The 15,664-nt window shown below is 67.0% G+C and carries 15 protein-coding genes and 1 pseudogene; 8 read left to right on the top strand and 8 right to left on the bottom strand.

Annotation, left to right across the window (positions count from 1 at the left end; translation table 11 throughout):
* Positions 1–191 precede the first annotated feature (191 nt).
* The 4 genes and pseudogenes from Q2K19_RS25920 to Q2K19_RS25905 all read left to right on the top strand — a co-directional run bounded on the left by Q2K19_RS25920 (position 192) and on the right by Q2K19_RS25905 (position 5,172).
* Positions 192–1,304, top strand: coding sequence for a ThiF family adenylyltransferase (locus Q2K19_RS25920; RefSeq protein WP_302764563.1), 1,113 nt, complete (start codon positions 192–194; stop codon positions 1,302–1,304).
* A 55-nt stretch (positions 1,305–1,359) separates the two neighbouring features.
* Entirely contained in the window at positions 1,360–2,589 is a 1,230-nt protein-coding gene (locus Q2K19_RS25915) for a hypothetical protein (protein WP_302764560.1), read from the top strand.
* 70 nt (positions 2,590–2,659) lie between these two features.
* A pseudogene (locus Q2K19_RS25910) lies at positions 2,660–3,333 on the top strand (IS256 family transposase); the annotation flags it as partial.
* Between the two features lie 936 nt (positions 3,334–4,269).
* A complete protein-coding gene (locus Q2K19_RS25905; RefSeq protein WP_302764559.1) occupies positions 4,270–5,172 on the top strand; it encodes a hypothetical protein in 903 nt (300 codons plus the stop codon).
* A 71-nt stretch (positions 5,173–5,243) separates the two neighbouring features.
* On the opposite strand, the gene Q2K19_RS25900 is transcribed toward Q2K19_RS25905, so the two are convergent.
* On the bottom strand, positions 5,244–6,419 hold the full coding sequence (locus Q2K19_RS25900; protein ID WP_302764558.1) for an MFS transporter: 1,176 nt from the start codon (positions 6,417–6,419) through the stop codon (positions 5,244–5,246).
* Positions 6,420–6,860: 441 nt separating this feature from the next.
* Here Q2K19_RS25900 and Q2K19_RS25895 point away from each other — a divergent pair, with 441 nt between their 5' ends.
* A complete protein-coding gene (locus Q2K19_RS25895) occupies positions 6,861–7,781 on the top strand; it encodes a tetratricopeptide repeat protein (protein ID WP_302764557.1) in 921 nt (306 codons plus the stop codon).
* A 288-nt stretch (positions 7,782–8,069) separates the two neighbouring features.
* Positions 8,070–8,513 carry a hypothetical protein gene (locus Q2K19_RS25890; protein WP_302764555.1) on the top strand — a complete coding sequence of 148 codons (444 nt, stop codon included), beginning with the start codon at positions 8,070–8,072 and terminating at the stop codon, positions 8,511–8,513.
* 124 nt (positions 8,514–8,637) lie between these two features.
* Here the strand turns inward: Q2K19_RS25890 and Q2K19_RS25885 are convergent, their stop codons facing one another.
* From Q2K19_RS25885 to Q2K19_RS25870, 4 genes are all read right to left on the bottom strand, one after another.
* On the bottom strand, positions 8,638–9,132 hold the full coding sequence (locus Q2K19_RS25885) for an NUDIX domain-containing protein (protein ID WP_302764552.1): 495 nt from the start codon (positions 9,130–9,132) through the stop codon (positions 8,638–8,640).
* Positions 9,133–9,281: 149 nt separating this feature from the next.
* Complete coding sequence (locus Q2K19_RS25880) at positions 9,282–9,761, bottom strand: GNAT family N-acetyltransferase (RefSeq protein WP_302764550.1); 480 nt, start codon at positions 9,759–9,761, stop codon at positions 9,282–9,284.
* A 174-nt stretch (positions 9,762–9,935) separates the two neighbouring features.
* A complete protein-coding gene (locus Q2K19_RS25875) occupies positions 9,936–10,484 on the bottom strand; it encodes a YciI family protein (RefSeq protein WP_302764548.1) in 549 nt (182 codons plus the stop codon).
* A 177-nt stretch (positions 10,485–10,661) separates the two neighbouring features.
* Positions 10,662–11,099 (bottom strand): hypothetical protein, encoded by a 438-nt coding sequence (locus Q2K19_RS25870; protein WP_302764547.1) that lies wholly within the window; start codon positions 11,097–11,099, stop codon positions 10,662–10,664.
* 568 nt (positions 11,100–11,667) lie between these two features.
* Here Q2K19_RS25870 and Q2K19_RS25865 point away from each other — a divergent pair.
* Both Q2K19_RS25865 and Q2K19_RS25860 read left to right on the top strand, forming a co-directional pair.
* The gene (locus tag Q2K19_RS25865) at positions 11,668–12,060 is read left to right on the top strand and encodes a CPCC family cysteine-rich protein (RefSeq protein WP_302764545.1); all 393 of its coding nucleotides are present in this window, start codon (positions 11,668–11,670) and stop codon (positions 12,058–12,060) included.
* A gap of 154 nt (positions 12,061–12,214) precedes the next feature.
* The gene (locus tag Q2K19_RS25860; RefSeq protein ID WP_302764544.1) at positions 12,215–12,973 is read left to right on the top strand and encodes a class I SAM-dependent methyltransferase; all 759 of its coding nucleotides are present in this window, start codon (positions 12,215–12,217) and stop codon (positions 12,971–12,973) included.
* Positions 12,974–13,071: 98 nt separating this feature from the next.
* Here Q2K19_RS25860 and Q2K19_RS25855 read toward each other — a convergent pair whose 3' ends face one another.
* The 3 genes from Q2K19_RS25855 to Q2K19_RS25845 all read right to left on the bottom strand — a co-directional run bounded on the left by Q2K19_RS25855 (position 13,072) and on the right by Q2K19_RS25845 (position 15,381).
* Entirely contained in the window at positions 13,072–13,338 is a 267-nt protein-coding gene (locus Q2K19_RS25855; protein ID WP_302764543.1) for a hypothetical protein, read from the bottom strand.
* Between the two features lie 160 nt (positions 13,339–13,498).
* Positions 13,499–14,437: a hypothetical protein gene (locus Q2K19_RS25850; protein ID WP_302764540.1), complete on the bottom strand. Its 939-nt coding sequence runs from the start codon at positions 14,435–14,437 to the stop codon at positions 13,499–13,501.
* A gap of 281 nt (positions 14,438–14,718) precedes the next feature.
* Positions 14,719–15,381 (bottom strand): hypothetical protein, encoded by a 663-nt coding sequence (locus Q2K19_RS25845; RefSeq protein ID WP_302764538.1) that lies wholly within the window; start codon positions 15,379–15,381, stop codon positions 14,719–14,721.
* Positions 15,382–15,664 lie beyond the last annotated feature (283 nt).

Raw genomic sequence — 15,664 nt, 5'->3', positions numbered from 1 at the left:
TCGAGACGACGGGGAAGAAGAAGCTCAGCCTGAAGATCCGCAAGCTGGAGAAGCTGGAGACGACCGTCCTGCGGAACCACGACGGCTGATCACGACGTCACGACGTCAAGCGCCCGGCCGCCTCGGTCCATTTCCGAGGCGGCCGGTGCCGCCCTCTGTCCATCGGTTCATCTCTTTGACGGGGATTGCAGATGCTCCTACCGCGGGTTAAGAGCGTCCACCGACCGTTCACGCTGCCGCACAACCGCATCATCATCGGCCTGATGCAGTACGGCGTCGCCTCCGAGATCGAGGACGACGAGCGTGGCACTATCGCCCGCCTGCTGACCCTGATGGACGGCACCCGCGACGTGGAGTCGATCTGCGCCGACCTGGCCACTACCCACCCTGGCCTCGACGCCGACAGCGTGCGCGAGGTGATCCAGCAGCTCATCGACGATGGATTCATTGAGGATGCCAGCGCTCCGCTCCCGGATGGCCTGACCGAGGCCGACGCCGCCCGGTACGAGCCGGCCCGGCACTTTTTCGCCTGGATCGACACCACCGCTCGTAGCTCTCCGTACGAGATCCAGGAGCGCATCAGCCGCTCACGCGTGGGCCTCCTCGGCCTCGGCGGCACCGGTACGGCCGTGGCCACCAGTCTCGTGGCTAGCGGAATCGGCAGCCTCCACTGCGTCGATTTCGACGTCGTGGAGGAGGCCAACCTCACCCGGCAACTCCTCTACTCCGAAGGCGACATCGGCCAGCCCAAAGTGAAGGCTGCGGTTGATCGGCTGCGCGCGATGAACTCGCGGGTCGCCGTGACCGGCGAGGAGTGTCAGGTGGCCTCGGCCGACGACGTCGAACGGCTGATGGCCGGCTGTGACGCCTTCGTGCTCTGCGCCGACCGACCCGAGGCCCTTATCCAGGAGTGGACCAACGGGGCGGCGCTGCGCACCCGTACGACGTGGTTCATGTCCTTCTATACCGGGCCGATGACGTCCGTCGGCTCGTTCGTGCCGTATGTGACGGGCTGCTACACCTGCTTGTGGCGCCAGGAGCAGAAGCGGGAAATCAACGCCCACAAGACTCCGCTGATGGGAGACCGACCGAACGCGGTGATAGCCGCCACCGCGAACATCAGTGGACACCTGTGTGCACTGGACGTGCTCTACTACCTCGCCGCGTTGCCGCAGCAGGTTCCGGGACGGATCTTCCACCACAACATCGCCAACTGGGATCACCACTACTTCGTCGATGTGCCGCGTGACCCGGGCTGTTCCGCTTGCGGGTCAGGCATCGGCGACGAACCCGCCGGCGACTGAGGCGGCAATGACAGCCGAAGCAATCGGCCGCGAAAGCGTCGTACGGTTCCACCGGTTGCAGATCCGACTGTCCGAGGACGCCCCAGACCAGGCGATCGTCGGGCGACCGGAGGTTGGCGAGTTCATCGAGCTTGCGGTGGCCTTCGCTGACGCCATCCGAATCCTCGGCTCCGGGGCATCGCTTGCCGAGGCGGAACACCGGATCCAGGCCCAGCATGGGGTGGAGGTGGACCTGGCCGAGCTCGTCGAGGCGCTCGAAGATGTCGGCTTCGTCGCCGAGCTCGATGGCCGGCCAATCCCAGACCCACACAAACCAGCGGTGAGTCATGTGCCGTGGCTGACCGCCGCCCATGTCCGCTGGCTGTTCGGCACCCCAGCGAAGCTCGCCTACGCCGCGCTCGTTACCGCCACGCTGGTCACGGTCGCGCGCCGGCCGGATCTCCTGCCTCTTTATCGCGACTTCTTCTGGACCGACTACGTCGGGCTGGCCGTACTGGTCAACACAGTCATGTTCTCGCTGGCCGCGACGGCTCACGAGCTGAGTCACCTTGCCGCGGCCCGGTCACTCGGATCACCCGGACGCATCGCCTTCGCCACCCGGCTGCACCATCTCGTGCTCCAGACGGACGTCACGGCGATATGGTTGGTCCCTCGCAAGTATCGATATCGCGTCTACCTGAGCGGAATGCTCTGCGATCTCGCGGTGATCTGCACCGCGATCCTCCTCATCGCCCACGTGTCGCTGCCTCCAGTGGCGGACCGGCTCCTCGCCGCGCTCATCGTGGTGCTGGTCGCGTCGATGGCCCTCCAGGTGCAGCTCTACATGCGCACGGATCTGTACTTCGTGCTGCTGGACCTGTTGCGATGCCGCAACCTGTTCCACGACGGGCTGGCGTATACGCGACACCTGCTGCGACGGCTGGGACACGCCATCGCGCCTGCCCGGTTCGCGGTGACACACGATCCGGCTGCCGACCTTCCGGCGCACGAGCGTCGTGCGGTGCGCATCTACGCAGCGGCGGTCGTGGTGGGCAGCGCCATTTCGCTCGGCAGTTTCGCGGTGTACGGCCTACCGATCATCGTGTACGGCGTGTCGACGGCACTGTCCGCCATCATCGACGGCGTCAGCGGCGGCAAGGTGCTCGCGGCGGTCGACGGCACGCTCATCGTTCTGGTTGAGGGCGCACTGCAGGCCATCTTCCTGGTGACGTTCTACCGCCGGTACCGGCACCGACTGCGTTGGCGGCGGCGTCCGGATCGTTCCGCCAGTGATGCCGAGGAATAGCGATGGTGCCGCCGCGTTATGGGATGGGCGGCCGACCGCGATACGGTCGCCGCGGGGACCGGCGGGGAGCGACGGGAAGGTCGCCAACCGGCCCATCTACCTGGCCCTGGCCGTCACCGTCGAGGGCACCCGCGACATCCTCGGCCCGTGGGCCGGTGACGGCGGCGAGGGCGCCAAGTTCCGCTGCAAGTCCTCACCGAGTTGAAGAACCGCGGCGTCGCGGACGCGTGCATGGTGGTCTGCGACGGGCTCAAAGGGCTCCCCGACGCAATCGCCGAGGTGTGGCCCGAAGCGGTCGTGCAAACCTGCGTGATCCACCTGCTGAGAGCGTCGTTTCGGTATGCCGGCCGGCAGCACTGGGAGGCCATCGCCAAAGCGTTGCGGCCCGCCTACACCGCGCCGACCGAGGCCGCCGCCCGAGCACGATTCGCCGAGTTCACCGAGGCTTGGGGCGGGAAGTATCCGGCAATCGTCCGGTTGTGGGAACAGGCGTGGGCGGAGTTCGTGCCGTTCCTGGCCTTCGGCGCCAAGATCCGCACCGTCGTCTGCTCCACCAACGCGATCGAGAGCGTCAACGCCCGCATCCGGCGGGCCGTTCGGGCCCGCGGTCACTTCCCGAACGAGGCCGCCGCGCTCAAATGCGTCTACCTCGCGGTGATGAGCCTCGACCCCACCGGGCAGGGCCGCCGGCGGTGGACCATGGGCTGGAAACCAGCCCGCTACCCCATTGCCCTGGTGGGGAGCGTCTGGCACTCCAAGACTGAGCAGCCGTGTGCCCAGCGTCCGACCCCGGCGCACCTCATCACGGAGCGTGGCGTCCGATCGGCGGCAAATCAGCGTGCGCCTGGGTGCATGACCGGGGAGCATGATGACGTGGAATTGGCGTACGGGGTCGATGGTCCGCGAACACGGTTCGAGGCGAAGCTGAGCGACCTTCGAGGCCGGCGGCTTACGGCAGTCGACTACTGGGATGTCCATAACTTCGGCCCTGAACCGACGCGATGGGACTACGGCGACTGGCATCACGCTGTCATGGGCGTTCAGCTCACCACCGACCTGGGACCCGTGACGGTGACCTGGACCGCTACCTTCGACCCCTACGGCGTCGAGGTCTTCCACGACCGGATCGAGGACCACCTTGTCCTGGGTGAAGGCGGCCCGAAGCGGGTCGGCCCGGACCCCGATCCCGCGAGTCCCTGGGCTCAACACCTCGGGTCGCTGATCTGCGGTACCGCCTTCCATTGGGAGCGGCTGGAACTGGGGCCGAGCCGGCGGGCCGATGGCAGCATCGTCGGGCCTGCGCACGCCGTGGACCTGCCGACGGCACTCCGTATCGACTTCCACGCGGGACCAGTGTGGTTTGTCGCTGCCACCCCAGAGCCACCGGAGATGCAGCACGTCCTCATCCCCGGCGACGAGATCATGGTTGTCTTCTCCCACGAGAAGCTGCGCGACATGGGCTTCGACGACCTGGCGTTCCTCCAATAGTTCAGGGCGCATGCTCATCGGCATGATCGAACGCAGTGTCATCGGCACGTCCGGACGGCAACAGGCCAGCTCGGCGTGACGCCCCGTAGCGCTCGGATCGCGGCATGTGCGTGCGCCGTCGTCGCAAGACACACGCCCCCGGGGCGGAGGCTCCGCTGCCCAGATCGGGAAGCCGCTCCCTAAGCTTGATCGGTGCACCGGGTCAATCTGTACGCCGCCGTGGGAGGCCTTGGACTGGTCGTCACCGGCCGCACCCTGCCTGATCTCCGGCTTGAGGTTGCATCTGGGGGGCGCATGTTGCTGCGCCAACAGAGCCGCCTGGTCCTTCTCGGGAAGGTGCAGCGCTCGAACTATGGCGTGCATGTGTTCCGGACCGGGGATTACCTCTCGCCGCTTCCCCCACTGCGCGCCGACCATGCGCGCCAGGTCACTCCGCCCGGCGGCGCGGCCTGGTTCGACCGATGGGCACATCAATTCGCCTCCTGGCTGGATGACGCCGACGCCGGGCCGTTGCACAACGGGTTCTGGATCCTCCGGCCCCGCAGACTGCCGTCGTACTGCCTGCGAGGCGACCTCACCACTGACTATCCCGACTCTTACCTCGACTGGTTCGAGGGGTGGAACGGCGTGCTGCCCCTGCGTCAGCTACCCGATGCCGATGCGGCCCGCGTTAAGGCCTACCGCCGACAGGCCCGCGAGCAAGTGCTTCCGCCGATCCTGCTGTGGTCCGTGACTGGCTTCGACGGCTACGTGCTGATTGACGGACACTGCCGTCTGGCCGCAGCCCTCGCCGAAGGTATCGAACCATCCGTCCTGGTCCTGGCCATCGGCACGGACCCCGAGATCGGCCACGATTTGCTCCGGCAAGCCGCTGCCCACGTCGAGCAGCTGAACCGAGTGAACGAGCAGGCTGCGCGGGGCCGCGCCGACGCGCTACGGGCGGCAGACGCCCTCACACGCCGGTTTGCCAACGCGTGCGCTGACCTTCCTCAAGAGGGAAGGACGCGGGCATGGCCCATCCGAGGCGGCGTGCGCACCTGGGAACAGCAGGCCGCAAACGTGGCGCACGCGTGGGTGGCGAAGTTGAAGGAGTAGCGCCGCTCGGCGCTCGCTCTGCGGCAGATGAGCATGCCATAGGTCAGGTGGAGGCGTCGCCTGGGGACCGTTCACGAAGCGGGAACACTGTCCGGTTCGGCGGCGTGGGGGCGCGGGTCGGGTGCTGCTGGTTCTCTGCGCAACCACATTGTCGCTGCGCAGGCCGCTACCATAATCATGGCGACACCTGTGCCGCTCAGTGTCCGGCGGGCTCCCAGTGCTTCGGTAAGTGGGCCACCCAGCGCCGCCCCGATAGGCGCGGCCGTCAGGAGAACGGCCGCGCGGAGGGCAAGGACGGTGGTCAGCAGCGCCGCGGGGGTGATGTCTTGGAACAGATTGAGGCTCAGGGCGCTGTACGGGCCGTAGATCAGACCGCCCAGGGCGAAACCCACCAGAGAGAACGCGGCCGGTGCGTGCAATCCAAAGGGCAGCATGGCAAGACCGTGACCAGCGACGATGCACAGCAGGACCGGCCACAATGGCAACTTCCGCACGGCTCCGATGAGAAGGGCACCGACGACCGCGCCGACGCCGAAAGCTGCCCAGTACAGTCCCAGCACGTCCGCGCCGGCGTGGAGAGTATCGCTGGCAAACAGCGGCAAAGCGACCTCGATCGGTCCGTAAGCCAGGTTGAACAGCCAGGTCAACGTGAGAAGACCGAGCAGTTCGCGCCGGGCCCGTAGGACAGTTAGACCATCCAGGAGCCGGACCTCAGCCGGCGGCGTGACCGGAGCTTCCTCGTCCGAGTCGGCCAAGCGCCCAGCCTGTACCGCCAGCCAGACGAAAGACAGAGCATCCAGACCGATGATCCAGGCCGGGACGGTCGCTACGGTCAGGATGCCGGCGAGCGCTGGGCCAACAATCGTGGAAACCCAGGCGCTCGTGCTAAGCAGAGCGTTGGCGGCGAGCCGCTGATCGCCGGGGAGAAGCTGGGCGACCAAGGCATACTTCGCGCTGCTGCCCCAACCATGCAGCAGGGACGATCCCGCGAGAAGGGCGATGTACAGGGCGGGGTGCAGTACGCCGATCGCCCAGGCGAAGGGAATGCAGCCCAGGAATGCCGCACGTGTCCAGGCGTTGGCCTGGATCAAGCGCTGCGCGGGGAGCCGACGCAGCCGTCGGCCCAGCAACAGCGCACCGGCGGCCCCTGGCAGGATGTAGGCGGCGACCGCGGCTCCGATGAGCGGGCCGGACGCGCCGGGCGGGGCGATCTGCAACGCCAGCCAGGCCACAGCTACCGCGCTCATTCCGTCTCCGAGGTCCGATACCGCGAGTGCGGGCAGTAGTCGCCGGAACCGGCGGTAGGCGAGAAGAGACCGGTAGCCGCAAGGCCGCTGGCGTGCTGAAATCATGCGGCGACCCAAGCAGTTCAACCGGGCTTGAAGTCAATGAGGTGCGACGCAGGCTAATCCATAGCCCTCGGAAGCCAGCCCGCTGACCGCTCCCTATCGAGGCCGCCATGACGCCCGCTCATCGACACGAGCGGACGCTGACCGGGCGCGCGGTCTGCGGCAAATGAGTGCGCCCGATCATGAGCCCTGGACGGGCTGCAGTCGTAGCGACAGGGCCGGGCGGGCGTCTGGCCGCAGCCGCCCTGTCAGCGTTCGGCTGGCCTGGGCCTGCCCCGCCCCTTCAGCGGTGTACCGACCTCTCCGCCCGCCATGTCGGCCGGCGCTAGGCTGTCGATCGTGTCGATGACGGGAGCGCTCGCGCTCGCCCAGGTCATGGCCCACTGCGGCGGCTCGCCCGCCGCGGCCGTGAGCTTCATTGCGCGGGCGGTCGCCGCCGATCCGCGCGATCCGGAGCCGTATTCGGCGCTGGAGAACCTGCGGCGGGAGCTGCCCGCCGAGGTCGCGGCCGTCGTGGCGGCGGCGAACACGATCGGACCGATGCTGGCCGGCGCCTACTTGTCCTTCGTCGACGGCAACATGGACGAGGCCGCGATGTCGCTCGGCGCGGTCACCGGCTACCAGCCGGATGTCCCGTGGGCGTCCGCGCCGTGGTTCGGCGACGAGCGATTCCTCGGTGCGGTGACCCCGGCCGCCTTCGCCGAGGCGACGATGCGCATCCGCGACTACGACCGTGACCTCGACACTGATGCTGTCCGCGAGTGCCTGGCCCCGTGGTTGCGGGCGATCGAGGCAGTCTGCGACCGGGATCCGGACCCCGATGCGATGGGTCGCATGGCGATCTTGCTGCGCGTGTGCGGCCGTATCAACGCGTCGTTCGCCTTGTGCGACCGGGCCGACGCCGTGCGGCGCGTGATGTTCACCGAGGTTGTCCGCGCCGGCACCTGGCGTCACGTCGGCAACCGTGCCGAGACGGCCGCTGCCTTCCGGCGTGCCCTGGTGCTCGACCCGGCCAACTGGTCGCTGTACCTCGACCTGGCCGATCTCGCTGCCGAGAATGGCGACTTCGCCGAGGCCGCCGCACTGGCCACTCGTGGCGAGGAGCTCGAGCCGGACGACGTCACGATGCGGGCGGCCGCCGCCGTGTATCGTGCCCGCTCGACGGGATCGGTTGCCGACCTGGACACGCTCACTGAACTGGCGCCGCAGGTGCCCGAACCCTACCGCCGGACGCTCATCGACTACGCCCGCGACATCTAAGACAGCTCGCAAGTCTCGATGTTTGCGAACTCCGGCGCCGCCTCGAACGCTGCCGCCCCTGGATGCCAGCCTCGCCTGTCCATCTACACGCGGCGACGGTCCGCAGGAGCCGTGCGCATGGTCGGCGGCATGTCCGGACGCTTGAGACGAGGTCCGTCGGCGTGGCGATGTCCTTCAGCATCGTGATACGGCAGACGTTGTTCGGGTCGGCGGCGTTCACCGGACATGGCGTTGCCGCTCAACAGCCAGCCTTGGTGCACGCGTGGCGAGCCGGCTATCGTCCGCTGCATGAGTGAAACCCCGCTGTCCGATGTCATGTCGGAGCACGCGGAAACCAAGACCCCAGAGAGCTACGAGCGCTTTCTCAGGCTATTCCGGGCCTCCACGGTCGGCATTGTGGCCAACGGGGTGACCGCCCATGACGAGCACGGGCACTTCGCGGACGGCAACCTTGGCGCAGGCAGGACCACTCACGGCGACGGACGGCCACGGGTGCTGGCATACGCCGATCCCGAAGCGGCACTACGGAACTTTGGCCCCCGGTTCAACGCGGGCGTGTCCGGTGAGGTTCTCCTCCAGATGGCCGCGGCCGACGCGGACTGTGAGGGCATTCTCGTCAACAGCGCCATCCGCGAGATCAGCTTGGTCGTTAGCAAGCCAACCGCCCAGTCCCTACTGACGCCAACTACCACCGAAGCTCCCGGCCCGCGGCCTTGGTGGAAACGCCGTTAGGGCCGATATCGCGACCTCAGGCAGCAGCGCACTCATCTCGGCACATCCGACGGCAACCGGGCCCGCGTCGGCGTGACGCTGCCTAGCACGCGGATCGCGGCAGATGCGCGCGTTACGGGGAGACCTACCCGTGGGCGAGATCGACGACCTGTGGCCCGTCTACTCCCATGACGATGGATCGAATGACGTTGTCATGACGCCCTTCGTGCAGCCAGTGGCCAAGCGCAATCTTCGCCGTCGGCGGCATGTCCAGACCGTCGACTCCGATCCATTGATCAAACCATGCCAGGTCCCCTTCGGAGCAGGTTTGGGGCCGCGCTGCGCCGTCCTTGAGTCGAGCAGTGAAGTAGTACGTGCTGCGAAGCTCGCGACCGGTGTCTCGTAGCGCGATGTACCGCAGCGAGAGGTCAGTGACATCCTTCGGCGTCAGGCCCACTTCCTCATGCATCTCCCGCAGGATCGCGGAGGTGGGGTCGCTTATCTCGGATGGTTCGACGTGGCCCCCGATACCCACCCACGAATCTGAGATGGCTCGAGATCCCCGCCTGTAGAGCAGCAGCACCCGGTCATCGTGGACGAGGAACAGGGACGTCATCACACGACTGGTGCGCAGCGGCATGGATGGCAGGCTAGTGCCCGCCGTCGCCGCCTGTAGCGACATCTCATCGCATCGACCGGACGCCGACCCGACCGAGCATCGTGACGTTGCGTAGCGCGCGACTCGCGGTAGATCAGTGCACCGGCGGCGGGAAACAATCTGACTCTTGGTCAATTGAGCGATTTACGCATCTGTTGTGTCACGACGCGGTAGCCGGAAGTCTCATACAGCCGGATAGCGCGGGCGTTGTCGCCGAAGACGTTGAGCTCTAGGCCACCCACGCCACGGGAGCGCACGGCGTCCTCGGCCGCAGCCAGGAGCGCGCGTCCGTAGCCGGCTCCGCGGTACGCCTCATTGATCTCGATGTCGTAGATGAACGCGCAGTCGGGCGCACCGCGTGGGTGCGTCAAGCCCAGCCACGACACGCCAACATAGGTGCCGTCGGGAAGCGCGGCCCTCAAGAACAGCATTCCGGCAGTCGCAAAGCCATCCGGCAACAGGACGTCGTTTGCCTTGGTGGCCAACTCGATGGCCTCGTCCGCGGACCAGTTACCGGCTGTTACCTGCTCATCAGCGAATGATCGGATGGTACGGTCACGCCACTCTTCGAACTCGTTCCTCGTCATGTCCCGGACGATCAACTCAGGCACCGCGTGATGGTCCCACACCGATCGGTGGACGGCTGCCCCGGTTGTCCTCGCGCGAGCATCACGTCGGCTGCATGCACTCATCTCGGCACGTCCGGATGCGTGCACCCGTGAGCTGGTTACCTTGCGTGACGAGCGCTACGCGGCATGATCGGGCGCCCGTCTCGGTCGCCCGTCTCAGTTCGGTCGCCCACCGAATCGCCACTGATGCACCTCGATTCCGGTGTATCGATCAGCGGAGAGGACTTGCCGCGCGCCATCTCCGTCGGGCGCTTCCAGCAGAACTGCGGCCCCGAGCACCAAGGAACCGTCGTCGGACAAGAGCGGACCACTGGCAATCAGCTCGTCGCGGACCGGTAGTTCGGTGGCGTCCGCTGCGGGTTCCAAGGTGAACCCGAGGACGAGGTAGCGGTTGTTGTCAGGCCGGCCACCACTAAAGTCCCACATCGCGCGACCCAGGGAGTTGCGCCGCCGTCGCAGCAGCACGTCGCGGTAGGCACCAGCCTGGTAACCGGGCTCCTCGAAGGCAAAGGTGCGGGCAGCGGTGGGATCTGGCAGATCGAGGATGTGCACGCTGCCGGTCAGAGTTCCGTCGCTGGTGAAGGTAGGGCCGCGGGCGATCATCGTCGGGGCGAACTGATCCATGTAGGACCAATGCTGCTCCACCATCTGGTTCCGCAGCGGCGTCGAACCGGGGCGATCGCGGTGGTAGCAGAAGAACTCCATGGGTTGAGCGTTGCTGAGGCTGCTGACGCGCGCAATGGGATTGCTCGCAGCGTCGGGCTCGCTCGCTCATCGGCAGGAGCGGATGCCGAACCCGGTCACCGGCCGTGCCGCTGGATAGCGCGCGGATCGCGGCAATTGAGGATGCTCGGCCGAGGCGGACGCCGCCACTGGGGCCGATCATTGAATGACTACCGCTATCCAAATAAGCGGAGCGACGACCGCGGCCAGCGCGGCCATGATGCTAACGACAAGGGAGATGCACCCGCCCCAGTACTTGTGCCAGATGAAAGCCGCCGCCGCGGAGAATCCGAGCGCTGTCATAAGAACCGGCGGCATCGAGAACGCGACAGCAAGCCCGGTCATGGCCTCCGGTCCGCTGCGGTCGTTGACGAGCATGAAGATGAGCGTTCCGGCCGCGAGCCAGCCCGCCACGGCGAGAGAACTTGTCACACCGAGACCGGCTTCCGCAAGCGGATGCTCGCCCCAGCTGGACCTGCGCAGCGTCGGTGTCCCCTTGGCCTTAGGCAACGACATAGGTGCTGGCTGGAGGTCCGCCGCGCGGTCGTCGTAGGAGCCCGACCTGAGCTTGATGGGGTCCAGACCTTCGTCGGTCACACGACCATGTTCGGTGAGACCCAGGGACCGCTGTCAACCCCTCGTTGGACCAGCGGTAGGCCGTCTGGCGCTCGCTCGTCGGCTATGACCCCGCCCGGCGGCGGCGAGGACGGACGCTCGATCAGCGGCAGATCCGGGCGCACAGGCGGCGACGTCAAGACGCTCAGCGTAGATTCGGCGCGTGCTGGAGGCGTGGGGACTGACCCTAACCACGGACATCGCCCGCCAAGTCAGGCAATGGCGGGCTGAAGGCTACACATGACGCGCCATTGCTGCCTACGCCGACGACGCATGGGGCACGGGCTCCCGCGGCAACCAACTGTTCGGCGAAGACTTGTGCCTGGAAAGCGCGCGGCTGCTCGGCGAGAATCACAACGCCGATCCCTGGAACTGACCCGGTTGGCGTGTGTCCCTTCGCTGAGGCTGCTCCACCACCGTGACCGCCTGATCTGGTTCGCCTGGGCGCGCACTGTCATCGGCAGTTCAGGATGTCTTGGCGGCCCGAGCATCCCTCACCGCCTGTGACGAGCGGCGACCGGCGGGCGCGCACGATCGGCGGCAGAAGCGGATGTCGAGGCGGCACCACTCCTGGCACCCTAAGCCGGTGGACAGCTCACCCGTGCAACGTCATCCGAACGATGATCCCTCTCTGTCAGACGATGAGCTGGTTCGTCGGCGAGTCGCCTGGTTCGACGCCTACACGGCACAGAAGAACGTCTTGGCCCCGGCCGGAGAGTCTCCCTACACCTGTCCGTGCTGCGGCCACGCCACCTTGTCGGAGCGCGGCGGTTACGAGATCTGCGATGAGTGCGGTTGGGAAGACGACGGACAAGATGATCACGACAGTGCGGCGGTAAGAGGTGGACCAAACGGGAGGCTGAGCCTCGATGCCGCGCGCGCCGGGTACGTCGCCGGTGGCGGGATCCGGCAGATTCACCGACCACCCTGTGAACCGGTCTAACGCGAACGGAACATGTGCGCCAGCTCGGGGTCGCGTGGGTTGCCTCTCCGGCACGACCGCTCGGCGGCATGTCCGGATGTCCTACCGCGGGCTGTAGCCACGCCGGCGCTTGATCGGCCCTCGGTCCGCGCCCGTGGGGCATACTTTCTCAGTCATGACCTTCAACGTCACTGCAGACGCCTATGACCGGTTCATGGGTCGGTTTTCGGAGCCGTTGGCCGCGCGGTTCGCAGAACTGGCCCAGGTACAGGCGGGCCAGCGGGCGCTAGACGTCGGGTGCGGACCGGGGGGACTGACCGCCCAGCTGGTGGACCGTCTGGGCGCAGAAAACGTCTCGGCGGTCGACCCATCCGCCTCGTTCGTTGCAGCCGTCCGCGCGCGCTTGCCCGGGGTCGACGTGCGCTCGGCCGTGGCTGAACGTCTTCCCTTTCCTGACGACAGCTTCGACCTCGCCCTCGCCCAGCTGGTCGTCCACTTCATGGCCGATCCGGTGTCCGGGCTGTCGGAGATGGCCCGGGTCACCCGTCCCGGCGGCCTGGTCGCCGCCTGCGTGTGGGATCACGCCGGAGGCAGCGGTCCGCTCGCCACGTTCTGGCGGGCTGTGCACGACATCGATCCACATGTGCGCGACGAGTCGGAGCTGGCCGGGGCGCGCGAAGGTCACCTGGCCGAGCTTTGCGAAGCAGCACGCCTGACGGACATCGAGCCCATGTCGCTGACCGTCACTGTCCGGTTCGCCACATTCGACGACTGGTGGCAGCCGTTCACGCTCGGGGTCGGACCGGCCGGTGCCTATGTCGCGCGGCTGGACGATGCGCAGCGCGATGGCCTGCGCCGCCGATGTGTGCAGCTCCTGCCACCGTCACCGTTCGACATCTCTGCTTCAGCATGGTGCGTGCGGGCTCGCGCCTGACCGCCGCCCAGCGCGGCGTCGCTCCTCCCAGCCACTTGTGTCACCGCCGTTCAGCCAACCGCATGACGGCACGACTCGCGGCAAATCAGTACGCCTGATCATGGTTCGACGTCTGCGACCCATACGCGGCCGGGCTGGGCGTAGTCGCGCTCGGCTCGGTCCACCACCAGGGCGAACCCGCTTATATCCGGGGCTCGTGAACAGACCAGGTCAATGCCCAGCAGGACGAATGAGTGCCCGGTTGAGACATCACGGAGTCTTGTACTCGATCGGGTGATGCCCTGCAGCACCGTGCCGACGACGAGCAGCCCGCGGCGTCCCCGGATGTCGAACACGTCGGTGATCCGGAACTCGAAGGTCGTCACAAGCGGTGAGTGTGCCAGCACTGGGTCCTCTTGGAGGTGCGGTACCCAAGGCAGGCCTACGGTGTTCTCGGCGGGTGGGCGGCTGGCACGGGTCAGTGACGGCGTCCCGGAATCCGATGCGCCCGACCAGTGCCAAATGCGCGCAGCCATCCCTTATCGGCTACGGAGTCCAGCGGGCGCGCAGGACTCCATCGGAATCGGGAAGGACGGCCGTCATTAGGGGGCGGCGTCGCTCGGCGTACCCGGATAGAGCTGTTGCGGCAGCGGCATCCGCTAGTCGCGCGCGTACTGCAGGCTGGTCGGACTCCTCGATAAGACGGCTGTTGATCCGGCCGGCATGGTCCTGCCAGACCACCTCGACAAGTCCTTCGCCCGGCAGCGAGTCCAGCACACCCGGGACATCGGCGCTCAGGTCGAGCCAGACCAGCAGTCGCGCGCGAGGTGTCAACGTGTCACGGACCATGTCAACGGTGCTCGGGGTCAGCCGGTGCCATCGCGAGTCGTTGTGCACGTAACCCTCCTCGAGCAGCGCGGCGCCGAGCTCGTCAACCAACCCCGCCAGGCCGGCCCAGAATCCCGCGTCGGCCGAGCGGACGTCGATGTGGTCGTCCTCGTCCAACCCGAAGACGTACGGCGAGCCGGAGATCGGCTCCGCGAACAGACCATGCTTGTGGGCGAAGGCAACCGCCCTGGGGCAGTCAGCGCTGCTGCCGACATAGACGTACTGGTCCCAGCCCACGTGAACGAAGAAGTCGTCCCCCGCTTCCAGGCGGCACCATACGCCGTCGCTACGCAGCATCAACCGCACCAGCTCCACGGCATGACCCAGCTGAACAGGAGCGCCGTCGTGGTAGCCGTCCAGGTCGACGCCGAACAGCTCGACGAGCCCACCGAAGCGTTCGTGGATGTCCGATCCGATGCCCGTGACGATGGGGACCGACGGCTCCCGGATCTCTAGGACGTCCACACCGGTTTCCTCGGCGAAGGCCACCACCGTGTCCAGATAAGCGGCCTCGACCGGACCGTAGTCGCCGTCGGTGTCCTCGCGGCCGATGTACCGGCCCCGCTCATCTCGATCAGCCGGGTTGTACTTCGTCACGCGCCAGACGTGAAGCGTCGGAGCCTGGCTCCCCATAGTCACCTCACGATCATGGCAGAACCCATGACGCGGACCGACGGCTCGATGCGCGTGGTTTCGGGTTCACCGACTGGTTCGAGCGCACTACTTTCGGCATGTCCGGACGGCAACCGGGCCAGCTCGGCGTGACGCTGCGTAGCGCGCGGATCGCGGCAGATCCGGATGCCTTGATCGCCAAGGCGACCGGGTGTTCACCTCGCCGAGCCTGTCGACGGTCGGGGACGCAGCAACGTGCGCTCGGCTCAGGTCGGGTAGCCGAGGTGACGCGTCCAAGCTTCGTCGACGCGGGTGCGGCCCGCGCTGTGTCCTGGCGGTAGGTCGAGAACGTCGATCAAGGTCGGATCCTCGTCCACGGCGTGGTGGAGGTGCCCGATCTTGCCGGTACTGCTGTCCGCATCCCTCGTGCCGATCAGCTGCCAGAGCCCGTCGTCTGCGTCGTGGCCTACCAGCAAGACGGGCTCGCGATGCTCGAAGACCTCGATGGTTTGGATGCAGGTCGTGTCCAGAAGCCAGTGCCGCATCCACCACGCGCGTCGGTCACGCTCCATGACGCGGTCTGCGACCCACCACACAAACGGTAGATCCTCGTGGGCGCGGGCCTGGTCCGCGGTCAGGTCTGGGCCACCCTGTGGCACCTGCTCGAACCGCTCGTCGGTGAGCGAGAACGCATGGCCGTCCTGGTGCGTGAATAGCACAGCGTGGAACGTGCCGCCGCCTGGATTGCCGACGCCGATCCCAATCGACAGACGGGCGACGCGAGGATCCGACCCCGTGATCCAGCCGAACGCGTACGAGGCCAACTCGCCCTGGGGCCCGACGAATTCGCCGAACGCGCGCCGGTCCATGCCAGTGGCCTCAGCGGTCGGCACCTCGACGAACGAACCCTCCAGCACCTGGATATCCACGCGGCCAACCTAGCCGATACAGCCGACCAGCAGACATCGACAGGACCTCGAACACGTCCCGGGCCCGCGGCAGACTCGCGTACCTCAGCGGCAGATGTGCGCGCCGTAGGCTTTCGCTGTGCCGGGTCGCTTCTTCCGCCGTCGCTGGGATGAGGCGTACGACGACGGGCCGATCCTCCGCTACGGGCCTCGACATGAGGAAGACCAGTACGGAGGCTTGGGGCAGGCGAGCCTCGATGACGCGGACGAGGACTGGAACAGCTACACGATTGCGCGAGACGCC

Origin of the sequence: Micromonospora sp. NBRC 110009, assembly GCF_030518795.1 — a bacterium.
GTDB lineage: Bacteria > Actinomycetota > Actinomycetes > Mycobacteriales > Micromonosporaceae > Micromonospora.
The sequence above is the reverse complement of the archived record's forward strand: the minus strand, read 5'-3'. Positions and strand labels throughout refer to the sequence as shown.

Bases quoted from the DNA above. Each gene is read 5' to 3' on its own strand.
- Q2K19_RS25860 (WP_302764544.1), top strand. From the start codon at position 12,215: ATGACCTTCAACGTCACTGCAGACGCCTATGACCGGTTCATGGGTCGG.
- Q2K19_RS25875 (WP_302764548.1), bottom strand. From the start codon at position 10,484: ATGGAGTTCTTCTGCTACCACCGCGATCGCCCCGGTTCGACGCCGCTG.
- Q2K19_RS25900 (WP_302764558.1), bottom strand. From the start codon at position 6,419: ATGAGCGCGGTAGCTGTGGCCTGGCTGGCGTTGCAGATCGCCCCGCCC.
- Q2K19_RS25890 (WP_302764555.1), top strand. From the start codon at position 8,070: ATGAGTGAAACCCCGCTGTCCGATGTCATGTCGGAGCACGCGGAAACC.
- Q2K19_RS25865 (WP_302764545.1), top strand. From the start codon at position 11,668: ATGTCGAGGCGGCACCACTCCTGGCACCCTAAGCCGGTGGACAGCTCA.
- Q2K19_RS25885 (WP_302764552.1), bottom strand. From the start codon at position 9,132: ATGCCGCTGCGCACCAGTCGTGTGATGACGTCCCTGTTCCTCGTCCAC.
- Q2K19_RS25920 (WP_302764563.1), top strand. From the start codon at position 192: ATGCTCCTACCGCGGGTTAAGAGCGTCCACCGACCGTTCACGCTGCCG.